The 21153-nt window shown below is 39.1% G+C and carries 26 protein-coding genes; all 26 read right to left on the reverse strand.

The window, feature by feature from the left end:
• Positions 1–74: 74 nt before the first annotated feature.
• Positions 75–578, reverse strand: a complete 504-nt coding sequence (locus tag I4V84_RS05575) for a hypothetical protein (protein WP_195991388.1) — start codon at positions 576–578, stop codon at positions 75–77.
• A gap of 43 nt (positions 579–621) precedes the next feature.
• Entirely contained in the window at positions 622–1071 is a 450-nt protein-coding gene (locus tag I4V84_RS05580; RefSeq protein ID WP_195991389.1) for a hypothetical protein, read from the reverse strand.
• Positions 1072–1076: 5 nt separating this feature from the next.
• Complete coding sequence (locus tag I4V84_RS05585) at positions 1077–1274, reverse strand: hypothetical protein (RefSeq protein WP_195991390.1); 198 nt, start codon at positions 1272–1274, stop codon at positions 1077–1079.
• Between the two features lie 24 nt (positions 1275–1298).
• On the reverse strand, positions 1299–2180 hold the full coding sequence (locus I4V84_RS05590; RefSeq protein WP_243284032.1) for a hypothetical protein: 882 nt from the start codon (positions 2178–2180) through the stop codon (positions 1299–1301).
• A 23-nt stretch (positions 2181–2203) separates the two neighbouring features.
• Positions 2204–2740 (reverse strand): hypothetical protein, encoded by a 537-nt coding sequence (locus tag I4V84_RS19855; protein WP_243284033.1) that lies wholly within the window; start codon positions 2738–2740, stop codon positions 2204–2206.
• A 132-nt stretch (positions 2741–2872) separates the two neighbouring features.
• Complete coding sequence (locus I4V84_RS05600) at positions 2873–3049, reverse strand: hypothetical protein (protein ID WP_195991391.1); 177 nt, start codon at positions 3047–3049, stop codon at positions 2873–2875.
• Positions 3046–3480: a hypothetical protein gene (locus I4V84_RS05605; protein ID WP_195991392.1), complete on the reverse strand. Its 435-nt coding sequence runs from the start codon at positions 3478–3480 to the stop codon at positions 3046–3048. The genes I4V84_RS05600 and I4V84_RS05605 overlap by 4 nt, the downstream gene beginning before the upstream one ends.
• A gap of 146 nt (positions 3481–3626) precedes the next feature.
• Positions 3627–3908 carry a hypothetical protein gene (locus I4V84_RS05610; RefSeq protein ID WP_195991393.1) on the reverse strand — a complete coding sequence of 94 codons (282 nt, stop codon included), beginning with the start codon at positions 3906–3908 and terminating at the stop codon, positions 3627–3629.
• The gene (locus I4V84_RS05615) at positions 3898–5205 is read right to left on the reverse strand and encodes a DnaB-like helicase C-terminal domain-containing protein (protein ID WP_118630813.1); all 1308 of its coding nucleotides are present in this window, start codon (positions 5203–5205) and stop codon (positions 3898–3900) included. Before I4V84_RS05615 ends, I4V84_RS05610 begins: the two co-directional genes overlap by 11 nt.
• Positions 5205–5870 carry an ATP-binding protein gene (locus I4V84_RS05620; protein ID WP_195991394.1) on the reverse strand — a complete coding sequence of 222 codons (666 nt, stop codon included), beginning with the start codon at positions 5868–5870 and terminating at the stop codon, positions 5205–5207. The genes I4V84_RS05615 and I4V84_RS05620 overlap by 1 nt, the downstream gene beginning before the upstream one ends.
• 93 nt (positions 5871–5963) lie before the next feature.
• Entirely contained in the window at positions 5964–6704 is a 741-nt protein-coding gene (locus I4V84_RS05625; protein ID WP_195991395.1) for a hypothetical protein, read from the reverse strand.
• A gap of 52 nt (positions 6705–6756) precedes the next feature.
• Complete coding sequence (locus tag I4V84_RS05630; protein WP_118630816.1) at positions 6757–6960, reverse strand: hypothetical protein; 204 nt, start codon at positions 6958–6960, stop codon at positions 6757–6759.
• Position 6961: 1 nt separating this feature from the next.
• Positions 6962–7183: a hypothetical protein gene (locus tag I4V84_RS05635; RefSeq protein ID WP_118630817.1), complete on the reverse strand. Its 222-nt coding sequence runs from the start codon at positions 7181–7183 to the stop codon at positions 6962–6964.
• 2 nt (positions 7184–7185) lie between these two features.
• On the reverse strand, positions 7186–7425 hold the full coding sequence (locus tag I4V84_RS05640; RefSeq protein WP_207748626.1) for a hypothetical protein: 240 nt from the start codon (positions 7423–7425) through the stop codon (positions 7186–7188).
• Positions 7426–7599: 174 nt separating this feature from the next.
• Positions 7600–7938: a hypothetical protein gene (locus I4V84_RS05645; RefSeq protein WP_118630819.1), complete on the reverse strand. Its 339-nt coding sequence runs from the start codon at positions 7936–7938 to the stop codon at positions 7600–7602.
• Positions 7939–8175: 237 nt separating this feature from the next.
• Complete coding sequence (locus I4V84_RS05650) at positions 8176–8436, reverse strand: hypothetical protein (RefSeq protein ID WP_118630820.1); 261 nt, start codon at positions 8434–8436, stop codon at positions 8176–8178.
• A gap of 74 nt (positions 8437–8510) precedes the next feature.
• A complete protein-coding gene (locus I4V84_RS05655) occupies positions 8511–10190 on the reverse strand; it encodes a DEAD/DEAH box helicase (protein WP_195991396.1) in 1680 nt (559 codons plus the stop codon).
• A 114-nt stretch (positions 10191–10304) separates the two neighbouring features.
• Entirely contained in the window at positions 10305–10760 is a 456-nt protein-coding gene (locus I4V84_RS05660) for a hypothetical protein (protein ID WP_334286023.1), read from the reverse strand.
• A gap of 26 nt (positions 10761–10786) precedes the next feature.
• A complete protein-coding gene (locus I4V84_RS05665) occupies positions 10787–11899 on the reverse strand; it encodes a heparan-alpha-glucosaminide N-acetyltransferase domain-containing protein (RefSeq protein ID WP_195991397.1) in 1113 nt (370 codons plus the stop codon).
• 26 nt (positions 11900–11925) lie between these two features.
• Positions 11926–13431, reverse strand: a complete 1506-nt coding sequence (locus I4V84_RS05670) for a hypothetical protein (RefSeq protein ID WP_195991398.1) — start codon at positions 13429–13431, stop codon at positions 11926–11928.
• Between the two features lie 152 nt (positions 13432–13583).
• Positions 13584–14126 (reverse strand): histidine phosphatase family protein, encoded by a 543-nt coding sequence (locus I4V84_RS05675; protein ID WP_195991399.1) that lies wholly within the window; start codon positions 14124–14126, stop codon positions 13584–13586.
• A 231-nt stretch (positions 14127–14357) separates the two neighbouring features.
• Complete coding sequence (locus tag I4V84_RS05680; RefSeq protein ID WP_195700105.1) at positions 14358–14759, reverse strand: (deoxy)nucleoside triphosphate pyrophosphohydrolase; 402 nt, start codon at positions 14757–14759, stop codon at positions 14358–14360.
• Between the two features lie 13 nt (positions 14760–14772).
• Entirely contained in the window at positions 14773–17757 is a 2985-nt protein-coding gene (locus I4V84_RS05685) for a DEAD/DEAH box helicase (protein ID WP_195991400.1), read from the reverse strand.
• Positions 17758–17761: 4 nt separating this feature from the next.
• Positions 17762–18265, reverse strand: a complete 504-nt coding sequence (locus tag I4V84_RS05690) for a gamma carbonic anhydrase family protein (RefSeq protein ID WP_195991401.1) — start codon at positions 18263–18265, stop codon at positions 17762–17764.
• A gap of 317 nt (positions 18266–18582) precedes the next feature.
• On the reverse strand, positions 18583–19578 hold the full coding sequence (locus tag I4V84_RS05695) for an alpha/beta hydrolase (RefSeq protein ID WP_195991402.1): 996 nt from the start codon (positions 19576–19578) through the stop codon (positions 18583–18585).
• Positions 19579–19730: 152 nt separating this feature from the next.
• Positions 19731–21083 carry an MFS transporter gene (locus I4V84_RS05700; RefSeq protein ID WP_195991403.1) on the reverse strand — a complete coding sequence of 451 codons (1353 nt, stop codon included), beginning with the start codon at positions 21081–21083 and terminating at the stop codon, positions 19731–19733.
• Between the last annotated feature and the right edge of the window lie 70 nt (positions 21084–21153).

Raw genomic sequence — 21153 nt, forward strand, 5'->3', positions numbered from 1 at the left:
TACCCTCAACTTTTAGACAAAAAAAAAAAAAAAAAAAAGGAAGATCTCTAAAGATCTTCCTAAATTTCTCACTATTATTTAATCACAATATTGTCTGTATCTATGTAATCTGAAAAACCATCACCCTTGATTATATGGAATTTTGTCTCTATATTTTCTACATCATCCATAGGATTTTCCTCAGCATCTTCCCCAAAGACTGTAAATCCGTCCTTAGCTTTCTTTCCCGGAGCAACCTCTATAGAACACATAGGATCTATCATAATCCCGTTAATGGATGTATCTCTAACCTGTACCGTGAGTTTCTGATCTGAGGTATTTTCTATTACAAAATTAACCTTGTATCCCAGACTGCTCTCTTTCATTCCATCATAGGTAATAGTTAAGAGATCATCCTGATATAATACCTCACTCTCAGCATTTTCCCCTTTCAGTTCCTTTAGCTCTGCCTGTAATTCTGCAATCTGAGCCTCAATCTCTGCAATTCTTTTTGAGTTATCTTCCTGAGCCATTACCGTAGTACCAAAAGGCACACTTAACGCTACTGATAACATTACAGCTAAAATTTTCTTACTCATAGATTATACCTCCTGTATATCCATCAATATATTCCTCATTATACTACTTATTTACTGCTACCTCAATCACAAATTTACTCCACGCTATAGCATCATCCTCTCCATACATTCTGTATATACAATCTTTGTATGGAACTCTCCAGTATTCTCTCCCGGCTCCCTCTGAGGTCAATCCACGCCGCTCATACCGCCGCTCTATATTCTGTAAATGATGTCTGAATTGATGTAAAAAACTCTCAAGATCAGGCTCAGTAAGATAGATCTCCCCTGTAGCCTGTACATAGTTATCATCTCTTACCCAAACTGTTATTACAGGGATAGATACTTGATAGAGGTCTGAGAGCTCTGTATTGAGCTCTCTCAGTGCCTCCAGTTTCTCAAAAGGATCTCCTGTAACCCAATCTATTTTATTCATCAGATTTACTACCGGATCAATAGCCTTACTCTGCTTATAAATTTTCTTATACAGTTCTACTCTTTCATTGATTCTCACTACATTTACCTCCCTATCAGTCTCACCTTACACACATTATTTACAGCGTCAAGATCTGCCTCTACTTCCAGCTCCTCTAAATACTCTAAGATATTATCCTGATACCAACTACCCTTAGTAACAAGAGATCTCCCTCTGTAAATTTTTACCTGTGTTTTGTCATTTACTGCACCTAACACACATCTCATACTCATTACTGCCATAACTTCCACCTTTCCGGGAGGGGCTTACGCCGCCTCCACTATATTACATCTTGTTAATATCGTCTGTTTCTCACCCTGATAAGTATTATGCTCTTTTACTTTAGCCTTAATAGTATACTTTGTACCCTCCTGTAAATTCTTCCAGCTACTTGTATTCCATATCAGGACATTACCAGAATCATCTACAAACTTATAAATCCTTGCAAGCTCCTTTCCCCATCCTGAATAACTGTTTCTCTCATACTCAAAATATCTTACAAAAGTTACTACCTGACTGAGCTTATCTCCTACAGCTCCAATAAACTCACTTTCCGGCTTACCCTCTTCCTTAGGCATCTTAGACTTTATGAGATCCTCATTACCTGTCTCATAATTCCAATTTACACAACCTGTCTCCATATCTACTGTATAACACTCATCAAAGGATATCTGTACTGTAGGGTATTTATCTGTATCCTCTGTAAATCCCCAAGATCTTAAAGCACTGAACCACTTAGCTCCAGCGGCTTTTAACTCTTCTCTGATCTCATAAGTGTTACCTGTCACTACAAAGATCTTTCCATCTGAGCTAAAACCATGATCCTGATAGATCTCTGGTAACTTGTTCTTGATCTGTTCAATACGCTCAAGGCGTTTCTTCTCTCTTGCCTTTGCTCTTCTCTCCTCCAGCTTAGCCGCATACTCTGGAGTATACTCTTTATAGATATCAGGCTTAGCGGCTACTCCTGTACCTCCACACTCATAACAGGTATAACCTGTATAAGTCCACTGAGGTAATCCTCCCTGACCGCCGCATCTTTTACAAGTGTAATCTGCAAAATACTTAGTACCATTTTTGTCTGTTCTGATATACACCCTTTTCTTATCATTTGCTTTATATAACTGAGCTAAATCTACACTCATCATAACTTCCACCTTTCCGGGAGCCCTCAGGCTCCCAACTCCTTTACATATTCCATACCCTCAAAACTGGTAAACCCTCCGGCATTTAAGATAGCCTGTAAAGCTCTTTTCCCTCCGCAAGGAATATAAGGGGCTAAGATACCATATTTATCTCTATTTGAGCTATAAGCTATATAGCCCTTACCTTTTACATAGAAAGCCCAACCTGTAACAACTACATGGAGCTCCTTTGTACCAAACTTAGCATTTTTTAATCTTTTAATTTCCATCTTTTCCTCCCGATCTACTAACTCAACCTTACAATTTAATGATCTCCAGTAAAATACTCTACCGTCCTCTGTTACTAAGAACTCTTTGTGTAAATTGCTGTCAGCTTCTTTAAGATCATAAGCTCTACAATTAACACATTTTCCGTCAATGTACTCTACTGTATAATCTTCAAACTCTGCATTTTCTTCCAGATAAGAGATAAACTCTTTAACTGTAAGCTGATCCATAAGTTTCTCTGTTGCTACCATAAACTGTACTCTGTATCTGTTATCATCACCATTTTTATATTTCATATCTCTTACCTCCGATTTTTTTTTATATATTGCTCCTTACAATAGATATTATACACCTTTTAGTTAATATGTCAATAGATATTATATAGGTTTTTGAAACTTTCTTTTTACTCAAAACAAAAGAGGAGCCTCTCAGCTCCTCTCCTTTCCTGATAAAAGTATTACCTTATCAGAATGTCCTATATCTGCTACCTCAGTAACTTCAAGAGATCTCAAAGTATAACGTTCCTGTGTAGCATCTACAAAGCAAAACTCAAGATCAAAGTCTGCATAATCAGACAACTTTTCTATAAACTCTTTTACTTTCACTGCATAGCCACCTCATTTACTTTACCCTTTAACCACTCAAACTCATCCAGATCATTGTAAAAGTAATTGATTACTCCAGCTCTGCCCTGTAGCTTCTTCTCTGATCCATCACTAACAGGAACCTTAAACCATGAGTTAGACTGTTCAATAACTCCCAGCTTTATTCCCAGATCAATAGTATCTGTACCATCATCTACCCCACGGAAATAGTTGAGAGTATAGCTGTCCAGTCTCCTGTCATTCTTTGTAACCTTATTCTTTTCCACCCGGACATTTACCACATTTCCTACCGGATCCGAATATGTACTACTTTTCTCATCACCTTTCTCATCAAGTAAGGATCCCTTTGTAAACCATAAGATCTGTGAGCAAGCGTGAGCTATTGCTGTACCGCAAGGGATTTTATATGGTTTGTACATATTTCCTATCATGTCTTTTCTCCATGAGATCAGCTACATCTTTACTACATAATCTATCACTCAACTAAAATCACCTCCCTTAGGCTTCTCATAGAGTGATAACCTAAAAGAGGTGAATATTTAGACAAAGAATTTTAAAATTCTTCAAAAGTTTAATTTTACTCTACTAAGTGGCTCACATCTTTCCTCCCCAGCTCCGTAGCGTCATAGAGATATAATACCCCATCTTTTACCTCACATACTGCCCCATAATCAATAATAGCCTTGTTACTCCGATCATATACAATCACCTCATAAGGGAGGCTCTGTGGCTCCTGAGATTCTTCAAAGAACACATGATAAAAGCCTATACACATCAAGATAATACTAAAAAATACAGCCGCTACCAGACCAAGTAAAAACAGGCTCCATTTTATATTTTCTCTTTTCTCAGAATCCATAATCCTCAGCCTCTCCTTTCTCTCCCTCTTTGTTCTCCAGTAATGGCTTAATGTATCCGGCGTTAATTTCCCACATCACCATTACATCCTTGTTATTGATACCATATCTGTTTTTCTTCGTGGAGAGCTTTAAGATCCCATCAATTACTGAGAGTGAGATTACTCTGGTAGCGTTCTGAGCTACTCCATCAGACTCAGCCAGATCATGTAACTCTGGAGACTGACCTTTCTTTTTATTCTTGACCGCCTCTCTGTTTGCCTGAGCCAGCATGATTACAGGCTTACCCAGTTTCTTACTCATCATAAAAGCATCCTCAGAGATATTGTTATAAGCAATACGGGGAGTATCCGCTCTCCTCTGATCTGCCATAAGGGAAAGCTGATCTATGATTATCATATCTGAGCCCAGCTTTTTAGCCAGAGTCTCCAGTTCTCCTACTGTTGGCTTTCTTCCTCCAAAATCATCAGGAGTAACAATTACATAGCCAGACTTTGTAGAGAGCTGAGAGATATAATTTTTATAATCATCCTGTAAGAGCTTAGCTCCATCTGATCCCTCTTTCTTTCCCAGTATCCCGGATCCGTTAAGGAGTCCCATGTTAGAAAAATGTTTATGGAGTGTATCAAATCTAAACCCTACCATCTCCACACTCATTTCTCCTGAATACTGGAGGATCTTATAACCAGCCTCCCACGCCACTGTACCGAAAAACTCAGCTATCCATGATTTACCCACATTAGTTCTACCTGTGATGATTACAAGCTCCTCACCAAACAACCATCCATTTGTAATATCATCTAACTGAGTGAGTCCCGTAGGGATACCCATTAACCCTTTCATATCACACCTTTTCAGGTAAGAGCTTAGTCTGTCTTTCGCTGAGGAGATGATATCTACACCCTCTCTGTTTTTACTTACCGGGTTATCTTTCTGTAAAGTCTCCAGTGCCGCTCTCAGATAATCATAGGCTTTCAGGGAGTCCTCTCTTAACAGGTTTCCTCCCTCCTGAACTATAGGGACTAACTTAGTGTAAAGGAATTGCTCCTTTATCCTGTCAGCTAAATAGTCCATGCTCTCTGTTACTTCCAGCATTTGAAAATCTTTGAATTTCTGTAAAAAAATCATTTTATCCGGGAGCTGTTTATACTCTGCCTCATGCTTCTGGATAAACTGGATCTGATCCTTACAAGTTAAAAACATCTCATCCCGGAGCCCGGACTCTTTCAGGGTATCAAGAGATCCCCCCTCTAAGAGTTTACAGATATAACTCTCTTCTACTAATCCATTACCAGCCATTACTTAACCCCTCCCCTCTTATCCTGTCCGGTTAAATGTATCTCTGTAACGGATCCTCTTATCCGGCTCCTGATCCGCTCTCCCATTCTTTTCCCTATATCATCCAGAGAACAATTAGAGGTATAAATGGTACTGAGTCCTTTCATCATCCGGGTATTGATGATACTGAGCAATCTTTCATTTACCCACTCTGTAGACTTCTCAGCTCCTATATCATCAATAATCAGGAGCTTACAGTTTTTGAGCATTGCTAACAGCTCTGAGAAATCTGTATCAGGATCATCATAGCTCTGTCTAAGATCATCCAGAAAAGTAGGGAGATAGATATACAGCCCCTCATTTTCTAAGCCGCTCTTAAATGCCACTTTCCGAAAATAGTAGCTCAGGATCTTACAAGCCCATGAGGTCTTACCGTTACCAGTGGACTCACTCCAGATATACAGCCCCTCACCTTTCTCAACTCTCTCCTCAACACTTTTCATAAAATCATTGAGAGCCTCAAAAGCTCCCAGATCTTTCCCCTCTGGTACAAGTGGGATATTATAACAGTACCGCTCCGGGATCCGGCTCATTTTATATAAAGCTCTCAAGAGTCTGTACCCGTCACAAAACTCATTGCACTCATTTTTTCTTTTCTTGCAATATGTTTCTGCATAACATTTCATAGATTTACAACTCCTTTCTTTCTGAGTAATAACCAGCTAATCTCCGATTTTTAGACAAAAAAAATGAGGAGAGCTTTTATACTCTCCTCAAACTTAAAACACTTTCAAGTTTCCACTCTCATCTCTTGCAAGCTCAGCCGGATCATACTGTTTACTTGTGATCTTTGAGTCCTTACTTGTACCTACATACCCCTCTTTCAGAGGATAAATGTCTTGCCAGTTATTCCTTATACTTTGATCTAATATCTTATCAGCTAAAGACTCATCCCCATCAGAGAGCTTTTTCACCCGGTTAATCATTCTGGTAAGAGCTCCTGAGGTTGATATAGGCTTTTTAATGTTTACCCTCATTGCCAAAAAATCATTAAAAGAAGATCTCAGAGACTCATCAGTAAAACTCTCTGCTATTCTACTTTCAACCTCTTTTTTGGTAAGAGAATTTTTTACAGGTTTCTTTTCTGCTGGAGGCTTTTGAGATGTATGTAACACAGTCCCAGAAAAACTACTGCTACTGACAAGGGAAAAGAATCCTTTTCCAAACCCGTAAAAAGAATAGCTCCCCCCATCCTTAACAAAAGCATGAGTTAAGATCCCCTTATCTACCAGATCCTTAAAGCATCTGTATAAAGTTTTCTTACTGATTTTTAAGATAGGCAACTCCTGTAAAACATATTCGTAACTAATCCAGAAATACTCCTTTCCGTCTATTATTCGTTTCTCCATTGCTCCAGTATTAGAGAAATCCACAAACCATCTGAGTAAAACCATATCAGCCACGCATAGCCCCAACTCTACAGCTCTTGATTGATCGAACCCCTCTATTGAAATTTTCATCTACCCCACCTCCGGTAAATAATGGGAGGGTGCTACCCCTCCCAGAAACTAATTAACAACCTAAAGAGAAATTCAGATAACGCTTATCATGTAACTCCTTAAAAGCTGTCACATATTCAGGATCCGAAAAATCAATATCCTCAAATCCACAAGATAACAAAATAAACAGTCCCTTAGCCGCAAGAGATAAATCAGATTTATTATAAATGGCTTCTACTACCTCTGAGGAAAGTGCTGTACAATTTACCTCTTTCATCCTACATCTCCTCTAACAGCTTCTCAATATTCTCACATACCTCATCAAATCCCTGTTTGATGATAGCCGCTCTCTGAGCCGGAGATGTTCCTCCATCTACTGTAAGTACCATTCTTGCTGTAGGCTTACACCAGATCCCAGCCTTATTCTGTACACTCATTCCTAACTCCACCTCAATAGAGGCTACTCTTACCTGTGGTTTATTGTTATTATTCTCTGCCATGATTATTTTTCCTCCTCTTCAAAATCTTTTGCAAATAATTCTTTCGTGAGATCAGCCATGATAGGGGTAACTGCTAACACCAGCATAGCTCTCATCTGAGGATCACGCTCCTTAGCAATGCTCATAAATTTACCATTAGTTATTACCTGAGCTGAGATCTCCATAAACTGACGCTGAGTGATTGTGATAGGCTTATCCAGATTCTCCTCATACTTCTTTCTGAGCTCTGCCTCACGTTTCATCTCCTCATTTTTTTTTTGTCTCTTCCTCTGGATCAAAACCAAAAGCTCCAAACATTCCCATACCACTAAACATATTACTTTTCCTCCTTATTCTTTTTGAAATACTTTTTATTTAACTCTTTTGTAGTCAACCCCATTTTCCGGGCAACAACCTTTTTCATTGGCAACTCCTTTTTATTCTTCTGGATCTGCCTGTTTAACTTCCTGAGAGTGCTCATCCTCTAACCCTTTCTCAAACTCTGCCAGAGTAACCTCCTGTACATTTCCGTTCTCAGAAAAAGTAATAGTTTCTGTGATCTCTGTTGATATATCATCAATAGTCACTGAGACATTACATAACTGAGACTCAAAAGGTTTACCCTTATTCTCCTCCCCCAAATACTCATATCTACCGGGGATTTTTTTGATAGTTCCTAAAGCCGCTGAGATAATACTGTTGAGGTCTTTACCATTTACTCTAAGCCCGTTACCGTTATCCTCTACTACAGCATTTAAAAAATTTAATTGAATCATATAGCTCTTAGCTCCTTTCTTTTATTTGCCTTGCACTGAGTAATAACTGAAAGCTGATAAGATTTTTAGACAAAAAAAAAAGAAAAGTTTTTGAACTCCTCTCTAAAATAAATCTTTGATTTATTTTTATATTTTAATGGATTAATCTTTGGTAGGACAAAAATGGGATAGGGGTAGGACAAAATTGTCTTAGGGTATCCCATTTTTGTCCTACCCTACAAGAAAAAAAAAGAGGGCTCATTTGCCCTCTTTCTTCATGTTACCATACCTCTCTTTGTGGGATTGTCCAGCATACTCTATAATCTTCTGAGTATCCTCAGCACTCCAGTATTTATAGCCGTTTGGCTCAGTGTGAGGAGCCGGGATCAGTCTACCCTCCCCGGCTTCTTCCCTTTGCTCACTTGCTTTATTCCAGAGCTTTATAGTCTGAGTAGATACTCCACAGAGCTGAGATACTTCTGTAGCTGTATAGTGAATTATTCCATTGATAACTTTCATTCCTCAGTCCTCCTCAATGATCTATTTTTATCCCTCATTAGCATAAACCTATATAACATCTTATCATTAAAGCCTTAATACTGCAATATCTTTCTGAGAATTTCTCCCATATCTACACGGGATCCTTTACCCTCAACTACTCTGTCAAAGAGAGCCTTGTTATCCCTCAACATCTCCTCAATGCCCTCATCTACTGTATTTGTAGCTACCAGAGACACCACGTTTACAGTATTTTTAGTTCCGATTCTGTGAGCTCTGTCCTCAGCCTGTTTATTTTCAGCATCCCAGTAGCGTTTATCCACAAAGAAAACATAGCTTGCCGCTGTCATTGTAAGACCTGTTCCCATAGCTCCTATAGTTCCTATAGCTACTTTACAAGTAGGATCATTCTGGAATCTTTCAACCTCTTTCTGTCTGTCCTCAGGATCTACAGCCCCCACTATATAAGCCGGATTATAGCCTTTCAGGGCTTCTTTATACACAGAGGTAACTTGCTCCCACTGAGAGAAGATTAAAGCCTTATGACCGCTTTCTGTGATTTCCTCCAGCATATCCTTTACTCTCTCTAACTTAGGGTTATCATCTCCAAAGACTCCCCCGGTAAGCTGTCTGAGTCTTACTGTACAGCTAAGAGGGTTAGGGATCTCAAGGATGTTTTCCAGATTATCCACGATACCTTGACGGATCTCTTTATAGAGGATCCTCTGTTTTCTGGTAAGCTCAATGTACTCAGTAGTGTAAATTTTCGGAGGGAGGTCTAACACTTCCTCTTTCTTTCTCCTCAGCATAACAGTGTTAAGTTCTTTATTTAGCTCATCCAGATTTCTGTGAGCAACTACTTTATAGCCATTAAAGCCTCCCATGATACAGTATCTATTTTTAAACTGGTAGTAATTTCTTTTTTCCACTCTAAGCCATGTGAGGATATTCCAAAGATCCTCAGCTTTATTCATTGGAGTACCGGAAAGCCCTATTCTGATCTTACTGTTGAGCTGTCTCACAGATCTACCCTGAGAGCACATACCATTTTTAGCTTTATGAATCTCATCCACGATTACAGCCCCTATAATATCATCTTTACAATCCATATAGATTCTGTCCATGATCTTCTCATTTCTCAGGCTCTCTATATTTATAATTCCAAAGTAAGGACTACCATAGAGCCACTGATCTATCTGTTGGATCCTTTTATCTACTGTCTTTCCATCAATTACAACACAGCTCTCATTTGAGTGTACTGATACCTCTTTTTTCCAGTTATATTTTACTGAGTTTACTCCACAGACTATCAGACATTTACCTATCTCACCTTTCCGGGCTACTGCAATATCAATACTCTCTTTTGTCTTTCCAAGTCCTTGATCGTCTGCAAGTAAAAGATTCTTACACTCATAGCCCTTATTAAAAGCCTCTATCTGATGAGGGAAAGGTTTTGTTTTAAATGGATAGTCAACAATAGGCTTAATATCTTTTAAGCGTTCCTTGATATCCTCAGGAACCTCATCAGCCTTACTCTCTTCTTTCTCAACTAAGCCCTCCAGATATTTAGCATTTACATTGATATCATCAACTCCAAAGAGATCTACTAAGTGCTTAAGCTCACTTGAGGGAATCTCCCACGCCTTTTTATCCGGCACATACCTTTTGTATTTGAGTGATCTCATCTTGTTTAAATAATCTTTGTTGTACCTGTAGGATACAAGAAAAGCATCCTCAAAAAATTCACCTTTTTCCAGTTTTTCAAGTTTAATCATAAAAAAAAACCTCCTTAGCTATTACTTTGAATATTTAGTAATAACCAAAGAGGCATTGAGATTTTAGACAAAACCTGTATAAATTGTTTTATGCGGCTATTTTAATCCCCACATCTACGCTATTTCTTTTATCTGTTTGTATGCTATACCATCGCATACCCCGACGCTCTGTCCAAGAGGACCTATGATCTCATGGGAATATGCTTTTTTCAGTTTGTCATAACGGACATTTTCGCAGATAAAATCGTGCACATATTTCTCTTTTTCCCACTCAGACATCTTCTGTGCCGGGCGGACAAGCTTCTCTACCCTGGCTGTCAGAGCCTTCTGATGCTCCCGGATCTTGTTTTTCTCAAAAAGATATTCCGGTATGAAAATCAGGTTCGACGAATCTTTGTAGTAACGATATTTAAAATTAGTTACCCAGAATATTTCCGGATGGTCCAGCCTCATCTGGAAAAAAATATTGTAAAGCTCCTCTCCGGAAAGTGCCGGAACCTGAATTTCATCCGATAGATTTTTCACCCCGACAAAAATGCTGTGATAAGTAGCCTGCTGGGGTTTGTTCATATGATTATAATAGTATTGTTCCATTTTTATCCTTTTAGCTTATCTGTCAGTTTCAGATATCCCTGCACAAGTAGATCTGTTACGATCAGCACAACGACTGACAAAATCAGACAATCTCTTACACTAAATTCGTAAAAAGCTGCAAAACCAGCAATCGTCCAATATACTCCAATATGCACTGCATACATTTTGGATATCTGCCTGGAATAATAGCACAGCTTATTGTAAACAAATTTCCATTTTTCTATAATCGGCATGAGAAAAAATGCCACTGCAAATACAAGGATAATGCTGCAGAAGGTTCCCACTACTTTCACAAGTCCGGGAGTTCGATACTGTTCGATCATATAATTAAAGAATCCGTCAACACCCGGATGCATTACGATGCAGATTACAAACCAGGCTGCCGCTACGATTCCGCATACCAGACCGCTCTTTTTGTAAAAAGCTCCTTTTTCATCCTCTGGTACTTTTCTGATTACTTTTGCAAAAACATATCCTAAAAATACATAACTCAGATATGGAAAAAAGCAGAAGCTTGTCTCACCTTTTCCCCCAAAGGTCATATCCAGAAGCCAGTTAAGTGCCTGATTATCAGAAACCAGCAGTTTGGTAAAAGGTGTCACGATTCCCACTATCAATGCACTTATTATGTAACCGCCAAGTTTTACATTTAATTTCCTGTATAAAGCAAGTACAAGGTAGCACATACCGGATATGAAAAAGATATTCACAAATGTAAGCATGGAATACCGACTTGCTTCAAATACTTCCCTGCTGCCTGCTACTTCTCCTGTAATAAAATTTCTAATGGCGTAGCTGACCGTCATAACTGCCGCATAGCATAAATTGCTTATGCCTTGGTAAATCAACAGTTTTATACCGTTTCTGACCATGTCCTTTGGCTGGGAATGACGTGTAAAAACACTTCCAAAACCCATGGTAAACAGATATAAGCAGGCTCCGGTAGGCATAAACAGAGTAAACATAATTTTATGTACACTTGACTCTGCCGCTGCTGCACCTGCAATTGTCTGAAAGGAATGTATAAATACAATCATGATCATCAGAAAGCCTTTTACCAGGTCAAGCTCTCTCTGGCGTCCAGTATTTACTTCTTTTTCTTTTAAAGAAAACATATTTCTTCCCCTTTTCCTTAATTTGTTCAAATATTATCTAAAAGTGCAATGTTTTTTGGATACTCCATATTAGAATATAAGTTCAGCTGCAGCTGCAATATCCTGTTATACTCATCACATCCAGGCTCAAGGACTCTTCTCTGCTCATACAAGTCGTGGTCTTCCTTGCTCATTTTCACATCAAAGCTTTCCTTTGTATGAAACTGGATTTCAATTCGGTAGTTGCGCGGATTTTTAAATTTGGTATTCACGCCATTGTATGGAAAACCGTCATTAGTCCAATAATTTTTTAATGCATAAATTTTCCAGTTTTTCTCAGACAAAGCCGTTATAACAGAACGGATCTGTTCTACATAATCTTCCGGATCCAGTATGATCGTATAACGGACTACATCCGCCAGCGAATCAAAGAAGGATTTCTCTACTCTCTGATAAAGCTTATTGTACAAGGATTTCGGTGATTTCACTCTGTACTCTAATCCTTCCAGTACGGCTTTGTTGGTTTTCGCGAACTCTATAAGGAATTTGGTTGTCTCGAATTCTGTGGATAAATAATCGGCATAAAACACTCTTTCCTCAGGAGAAAGCTTCTGAAACAGTTCCCTGTCCTTATCTGTCCATGATTCTTCGATTTCTTTGTTCAGATAGATTTTTTCAGCTGTTTCCGCAGACGGAAGGCGGTGAAGCTCTATGGAAACAATGGAAAAAAGATTCAAACTGTAGTCTGACCGGTCAGACAGACTACTGACAATTTTCCCGAAATTATCAATAATTAAATTTACCTTCCGCTCAATCAGTGTATAAGCCGAATCCGAACCGCCTGCTTCTATCACCAGCTTGCCATCTTTTACCTTAATACTTCTTACCACGTTTCTTTCAACAAATCCAACGATTTCTTCGGAATTATATTTGTCGAACTTGTCATAGCTCAAATCAATATTTGCATTTTTTAGTTCTGCCAGCTGGTTTCCAACAACTAACACAGCTGCCAGTTCCTTCAACCTGATAACATTTTGATTGTTCAACACCAAAGCTTCTTCTAACTGAACAGGTGCTGTACCATTTTCACCGATAAAGTGAAGCATACGGATTATGGCATATTTATGCAGATCTGATGGAAATTCAAATATATCGCCGTATTCTTCCAGCAGACATGCACTGAACAAAACATGATATTTACTCATAACCTGAAAGAACGTAAGCTCTTCTGTCTGCTTCTGAATTCCAAGCTTGTCCACATATCTATTCATAATTTCCTGATTTAAGCCAAATCCAATATGTGCAAATAGCGCTGCGGACAAAAGACAGTAGCACTCATCTTCATTCAGATTTTTCAGTTTCTGCTTATCCATTATCATATCACAAAATTCTGCAATATCGATAAAATGCATTATAGAATAATCAGAAATATTAGGATATAACTTTTTATATTTTTCCAGCATTCTCTGGACAACTGTACAGTTATCCCTGTAGTTCCCATATAGTTTTTTTGATTTTGCTAATAAAATTTCCGAACACTTATTAACTATCATTTAGTTTTTCTCCAGTCTCTTTTCCCTGTTCTCCTTCGTTTGCCACTTTAATCAGGATAATGGCGCAGAGTTATTCGTTTCTTTTCCGGCTTAATTACCTCAAGATTACTTACCGTTTCAAAATAATCATTCATATTCCGAATATTCTTTTGTCATTTAAAATCATATCGAACCACAGCACAGTTTTTTACTCCAAATGCAGCATATTCCTCATTTGTCATATCCGTAAAATAGGACTGTACCACTCTGGCGATTCCATTGTGGGCAACCAGGATATAAGTCTTCTTATCGGACTCTGCTTTTATTTCATCAAGAAGATTATAAATCCTCTGTGCCAGCCGAAGTGTTGATTCTCCTCCTTCATGACTACATGCAAAAAACTCCTTTGCTTTCTTGAAATCCTTCCCATCCCGGGGAGTGGACTCCCATTTTCCAAAATTCTGCTCAATCAGCCTTGGTTCCACCCTGTATGGAATTCCTGTCATTTCCGAAATCAACCTGGCAGTATCCGCTGCCCTGCTAAGCGGAGAGCAGAGGATTTCATCTGCCTTAACCCCCTCTGTAAGAATCTTCTGTCCCGTCTCCTTTGCCTGCTCGCGTCCATATTCTGTAAGCGGACTGTCTGTAACCCCGCAAATTTTGTTCTCAACATTCCACACGGTCTGCCCGTGTCGGATGAAATAGAAATGTCCCATGGTGGGTTCCTCCCGTTATTTTCTTCTCATAATCCTGGTTATATTTCTCGGTAAGCGTCTTTACCTCTGCTTCTGTAAATCCAATATAAGGTGCAAAATTCCTAGAGCATGTTTAAAAAGGCTTTCTGCAAGATGTGCGTCACAATCGTCCAAGAAAATAAAATACAAATAAAAGCAAAGTAGCAATAGCCGATATATTTGCTATATCATTCCACATATTCCACCTTGTTCTTACATTCTTACGCTAATCGCCTTAATCACCGTCACATCCGCTGGCAGCCATTCTACATCTCCCATTTTTTCCTTCGTCAGCCATTTTGCGGCTTCGTGTTCTTTTAACACAAGATCCCCTTTCACAATCTCGCACCAAAAGCAGTCCATGGAAAGGTGAAAATCTGGATAGTCATACTCGATGGTATCAATTAACTCTCCCACTGCAATTTCTGTATCAAGTTCCTCCATAATTTCACGTTTTAACGCTTCCTGCGGTGTCTCGCCAGGTTCTATTTTTCCACCGGGAAATTCCCAGCCGCCTTTTAAGGGACCGTAGCCACGTTGGGTTGCAAAAATAATGGGTTCGCTTTTTTCATTAACAGCTTTTATTACGGCTGCAACTACTCTAACTGTTTTCATAATCTTCTCCTCATCATGAATTCACAATATACTCATAAATATCTTCTCTTACAGGTACATCAAGAATCCACTCTATCTCCACTGCTGTTTTTTCTGTATTTGCCATTTTAAATTCTTTCGTTTTTCCACTTGCAGTCATAGGGCCAAGATAATAGAATTCTTTAGAAATTTTGTCATCTTTGTTTTTTCGTACAAAAAGTTCCACTTGGATTCCCCTCTCTTTCGCTTTTAAGAAATTCTGCACGTCCTCTGATTGCAAATTTCTTCCAGACTTTGAAATTGCGATTAAGTGATCTCGAAAACCAGGAATAAAATGATCCTCATATTTGGTTGTATCGCTAATATTTTCTTCTTTATCGTAATTGATAAATACAGGAAATGTTTTTGTCTTTTTGTCAAACTTGTAACCACCAATATTTAAAGGCACTTCATTTTGTGCCCAATTCAGCAAGCGGCAAACATCTTCATAAGTATATTTTTGATATAAAACCAAATCAGTCTTAGCATAACTATTCCTGTAATCTCTTTCGTAGCGGTTTATTCCAAAATCAACCAATTCTTTAAGGATATTATAAAAATCATCATTTGATAACATTTCCACAAACGATTTCGTTGGTTTATAGTCATTTCCAGCTTCTTCAATAAACACACACTGAGAATAGGTCTTCTTACCTGTTCCAGCAGGAAATTCATTTGTCATCACATTTACAATATTTTCTTTTTGATCCTGGCTAAGTTCTTTTCCATATGATTTCATATCTTTGGAAAGCTCTGCAAAGAGGCCTAATTTAGGAAACCCATGAGAATACGTGAGCATCCGTTTTAACAGTTGAAGTTCCTGTATACGTTTTCCATTTGCTAATTTCTTAGATACAAATTCAATTACCTTTTCCTCATCCAAGGACAACCGAACTTTATATTCTTTTTCATATTTCACCAGGAATTTGTAATAGGAACCAAGACTGTTATTGTCAAAAATCCGAATAACATCCATCTCTCCGTAATCATCAAAATCACGAAGGTTTGGAATCCTTCCAAGCTTATTCTTCAGATTCGTGTAATTTTCTTTGATAAGCTTAATATCACTGAAGTTTGCATTATCTACAGATGCAAAAATTCTTTTCCGGCTAATCTCATCAAAATGTACGGTAGAAGCTCCTGGAATTATCCTTCCGCCTTCCATAATGTATCTACGAATATTGTCTTTATTGTAAGTTCTATCCCCTGATAGCGCAATTGGAATCATAAAATTGTTATTATAATTTCCAATAAAATCCAGAATAACTACATATTCCTTTCCCTTGGCTTTTCGCAAACCTCGTCCAAGTTGTTGAATAAAAACAATTGGGGACTGCGTTGGTCTAAGCATAATAACTTGATTAACTTCAACAATATCCACACCTTCATTTAATATTTCAACAGAAAAAATATAGTCTAATGGCTGGTTGTCATCTGTTGCTTCATCCTCGTTCATTGCCAATCTTTCAAAAGCAGCTTGTCTTTCCGATTCAGAAGCATTCCCATTAAGCGCTATTGTTCTAAACTTACGTCCAGTAGAAGGATTCATTATTTGATTAAATTTCTCAGACAGTTCCTCTGTTTCTTTTATACTGCTACAAAAGATTAGTCCTTTGACTTTTTCTCCACTGTAACCATAGTAATCAGCTTGGCTGATAATATGTTTTACTCTCTCATCACTTGTCAGCATAGAAAAATCTCTACTGGCATTTTCAGCATCACCAATAATTGATAAATCTGTTATTCCAAAATAATGGAACGGACAAAGCAGATTTTCTTCCATTGCCTGTTGAAGCCGAATCTCGTATGCGATCTGATAATTGAAAAGCTCATAGACATTTCTGCCTTCCATATTATCATCTCTTTTATCCGGAGTTGCTGTCATACCAAGCCAAAGCTTCGGAGTAAAATGTTTCATTACTTTCTGATAAGTATTGGCTGGAATATGATGAGCCTCATCCAGAATAATACAGTCAAATGCATCCTTTTCATATTGGAATAAATGCTCATTACGATTCAACGTTTGAACTGTAGCAAAAATGTAATCCGCATCATACTCATGATACCCAGCACCTACCAGCCCCATAGAAACAGACTTTCCAAAGACCTTTTCGTAAGATTTTTTCGTCTGTCTTGCTAATTGACCTCTATGTACCAGGAACAGTACTCGTTTGTAACCTAATTCCCGCATCGCAAAGGCCGAGGCAAAAGTTTTTCCCGTTCCTGTTGCAGAAATCAAGAGTGCTCTTTGCTCTCCTGATTCCACTATTTTCCGAAGGTTTGTAATGAACTTCACCTGCATACTATTGGGTTTCAATTTATAGCTTTCAATTGAAGTAATTTCTTGTTCTTTGGCAATTTCTCTTTGATGCTTTATTATCTTATAACGTTCTTTGTAATTTTCATAAAATTCATCGTAAAATAGGGCATAGGATGAGTTCCATAATTCTCTGAACTCAGCAACAATTTCTTTCGCCATTTCGCCTTGTTCTGTTGAAAGCAGCTTGGTATTCCATTCACGATTGCTGGTAAGTGCGGCGCTGGTGATATTGGAGCTTCCAATTATAATGCGATATATTTCGTCTTTTTTAAAAATATATCCCTTTGTATGGAAGCCTTCGGCTGCTCTTTCTACATCGAACATTTTCAAAGTAATGTTAGATAATGAATTAAGTTTCTCCAAAGCTCTTGGTTCGCTGAAATTCAGATAATTAGTAGTCAGAATTTCACCTGGAATATTTCTTTTTTCAAGTTCTTTTAGTGTCTGAAGCAATGGAGTGATACCGCTCATAGTAATAAAAGCTACACTAATCTGAAAACGGTCGCATGTCAAAAGCTCATCTTCTATGGATGAAAGAACCTTTTTCCCTTTTTTGTAATTGTTTGATACAAATCTAGGACGATATGTACTACCAGATGCAACAGCCCCGTCTATATATGCAGTTTCAAAACCGGATCGCATTTCATCAATTTTGCTCATTTGTTTATAACACTCCCTGCTTCCACATTTCTTCTGACACAATCACATATTCCTTACTATTCTCCACAATCCCAATCTTCTCTTCCCATGTAAGGTTTCTTTTAATCTTCGCGGGACTTCCCATTACCAGGGAGCCGTCTGGGATGATAGTGTTTTTGGTGACAAGGCTTCCGGCGCCGATGATGCAGTCGCTGCCGATTTTAGCTCCGTCAAGAATTATGGCGCCCATTCCGATTAAAGTACGATCGCCGATTGTGCAGCTGTGGATTACGGCATTGTGGCCTATTGTGACATTATTTCCAATGTGCACTGGCAGGTCGCGGCTAACATGGATTGTGCAGTTTTCCTGGATGTTGGTTTCCTCACCGATTACGATTGGCGCGTCATCTCCGCGGATTACACTGTAGTATAGCACACAGCTGTCACAGCCAATTGTTACATCACCGATGATTACGGACTGCTTCGCAATTTTTGCTGTTTTATCTATTTTTACATTTTTATAGTTCATTTATCATTCTCCGATCTCATGATATTATATTGAACCAATGTCAGACTGTTTTCATTATAGTACCATACCAAAAAAAGAGATTGTATATTATTTCATTCAGTTACTTGGGCGTATATCAATTTTTTTGTTCTAAAATTAATTTTATTTTAATTCCAAAATATGCTCGTTTCTTTTTTTATGTTTGCGGACACGTTAGCGTTGTTCACGGTATTACCGGAAATCAGTTCAGTAACAGATATGGAAAACGCATCTGCAATGGGCTCCAGCAAAGCAGAGTTTCCTACACTAATAATCTTCGTTTATAGGCAACACCAAACTTATTGTATTAAAAACTTTTCTATTATATCCCAATAAACTTCCATCGTCCCATCCCCGCCACAATATATCTCATGCTTCGTCCCAGGCATGTAAACATACTCGCAAGGGGCAACACCGCGCTTCTTGACTTTTGCTGCAAATTTCTGAAGTGCGCGGACGGATACGAAATCGTCTTTTTCGGCCTGGAAAATAAGGAGTGGGGACTGGAGTTTCTTCCAGCCATGGTATCTCAAATACCAGCTCATTTTTATGGCTGCCTTCAGCCAGCCATAGGATGGTGCACAGGTCTGGAGAAATTGTTTTTCTTTTCGCAGGTTGTTGTACCTTATAAATTTAGGTTCAGAGGTGCCAGCGCTGGTTTGGAAGGTGTCGGTTCCGTCGTATGGCTTCTGTCCTAAGACATAGGACTCTTCCTTTCCCAAAACGCATTCTGCATGGGCGATCAGTACGGTCAACGGCCATGGCACGCCTCCAGTGAGCGGTTTGATCATAGGAGAGCTTAATATCACTTTATGAAAAAGAGCGGGTTCCCAGGCTGCGGCGATTGCGCTGATTGCACCGCCCATGGAGTGGGCAAAAAGGTTCAGGGGCAGGTCTGGATGTACCCTTTTAATTTCGTGGCATACTTTCAAAAAATCCCTTACATACCGCTTCCAGATATCAATATATACCAATGAGGGATCTGCTGTCAGGCGGTAGCTTTGGCCGTGTCCCATATGTTCTGGCATGTATACGTGATAGCCAGCCTGTAAAAAATAGTAAATCATCTCCTCATATTTTGGCGCACCTTCTGTGAAGCCGTGGCTGATTACAACCACCCCTTTTGGATCATCTGCCAGATAACGTTTCACATGGATTTTTCCTATAATTCCATTTTTCTCATGGTAAATGTCTTCTGCTCCCGGAATGTACCCATCCCGGCAATGAGCCTTTAAATAAGGTTCCACCTCATTTTTCACAGCATCTAAATATTCGTTTTCCTGTATTATTTTCATTTCAAAACTCCCCTTACAAGCAGCTTATAAAATCATAAAAAACAATCATCACGATTCACACATTCCTGATAACACAACTCATTCAAAAGTATCTTTGAAAAAGGTGTACTGCGACATGTGTTACAATTTACGAGAGTTTTAATACTTTACTACTATCCCCCAATAATCCCATTAATCTTCTTCTCATTATAAAACACCAGAATAATTCCGCCCACCATACAAAACACCGCTGCGCCAAAGGCTGCGATTCTATAACCAGTTCCCTCTCCTGCTCCAATCGTAGAAACAGCAGTAAAGATCAGCATGGAAAGACTCTGGCCCAGTTTGAATGCAAAGGTTCTTGCCGCATAAAACATTCCTTCCCTGTTGCTTCCGGATGTGATGGAATCACTCTGGGCGATATCTGCCACAACCGCCTGGGGCAAAATTCCGAAAATCGCCATCGGCAGCGCTGCCACCACCGTCAGGATCAATCCCTGTACGGTTTCCGGAATAAAGCTCATTTTTCCCATAAATCCTGTATAGAAATAAGCCAAAATGAATACAGCAAATGCAAATAGAATCATCTTTTTCTTACCCAGTTTCGGGGTAAGCTTATTTACCGGAATGTAAAATACCAAAGACAATGCTGTCATCCCCACAAAATACAGGGTTGTCATCGTCTCCGGCAGCTTCAGAAGGCTGGTCACAAAGAAAGGCAGACCTGTCTGAAACATGGTAAGGGCGATCCAGTAAAAAATATCGGAGCCCACAAATTTACAAAATTCTCCATTCTTAAACGTAGCAGTCAGGGAGCGAAAAGCAGACTCTTTTGCTGGAACTGTGTCCACGTAATCCTTTTCCCGAATGCAAAATACCGGTATCAGCATGCAGATAAATGCCACCACTGCCATCAGCGTGAAGGTGACACGGATGGCGCCAACACGTCCAAATGCCGGGATAAATGCACCCCAGATAGTTGGTGCCAGGTATGCAACTGCAGTTCCTGCAATGAATGTAAAGGAAATCACCGTAGAAATGTTAAGCCGCTCCTGCTGAGTATGTCCCAGCTCCGGAATCAAGGCATTATACGGTGTGCAATAAGCTGTAATGGAAAGGTAATAGGCCAGAACCATCACCAGCAAAAACGCTGCATTGAGCCAGCTTTTCTCATTAATCGGGGACCAGAACACCAGCACTGTGGAAAGTGCCAGAGGCAAGGACGCCCATTTCAGGAATGGAATTCGCCGTCCATCTTTGGCTGTACACCGGTCCGACCAGGACGCGATCATAGGATCTGTAAAAGCATCAAAAATTCTCCCGAAGGCTGTGATTCCTCCGATAATAGTGAAAATGCCAAGCACCACCAGTCCCTGTGGAATAAATACGTTCTGCCCCTGGCTGATGGCGGTTTCATCTGGCTGATAAAAATACACAAGCCAGTTTGAAATGATTCCGGACAACATTGCCCATCCAAACTGACCTGCTGCAAACTGCCATATTTTTGCTGTTGTAAGTTTCTTCATCACGTACTTACCTCCTGCTTCTTTATATAATGATAGTATCATTTTTGTGCCCGCTTCACAATATACGAAT

Source organism: Ruminococcus sp. 1001713B170207_170306_F1 (genome assembly GCF_015668065.1).
GTDB classification, from domain to species: Bacteria; Bacillota; Clostridia; order Lachnospirales; family Lachnospiraceae; genus Blautia_A; species Blautia_A faecis.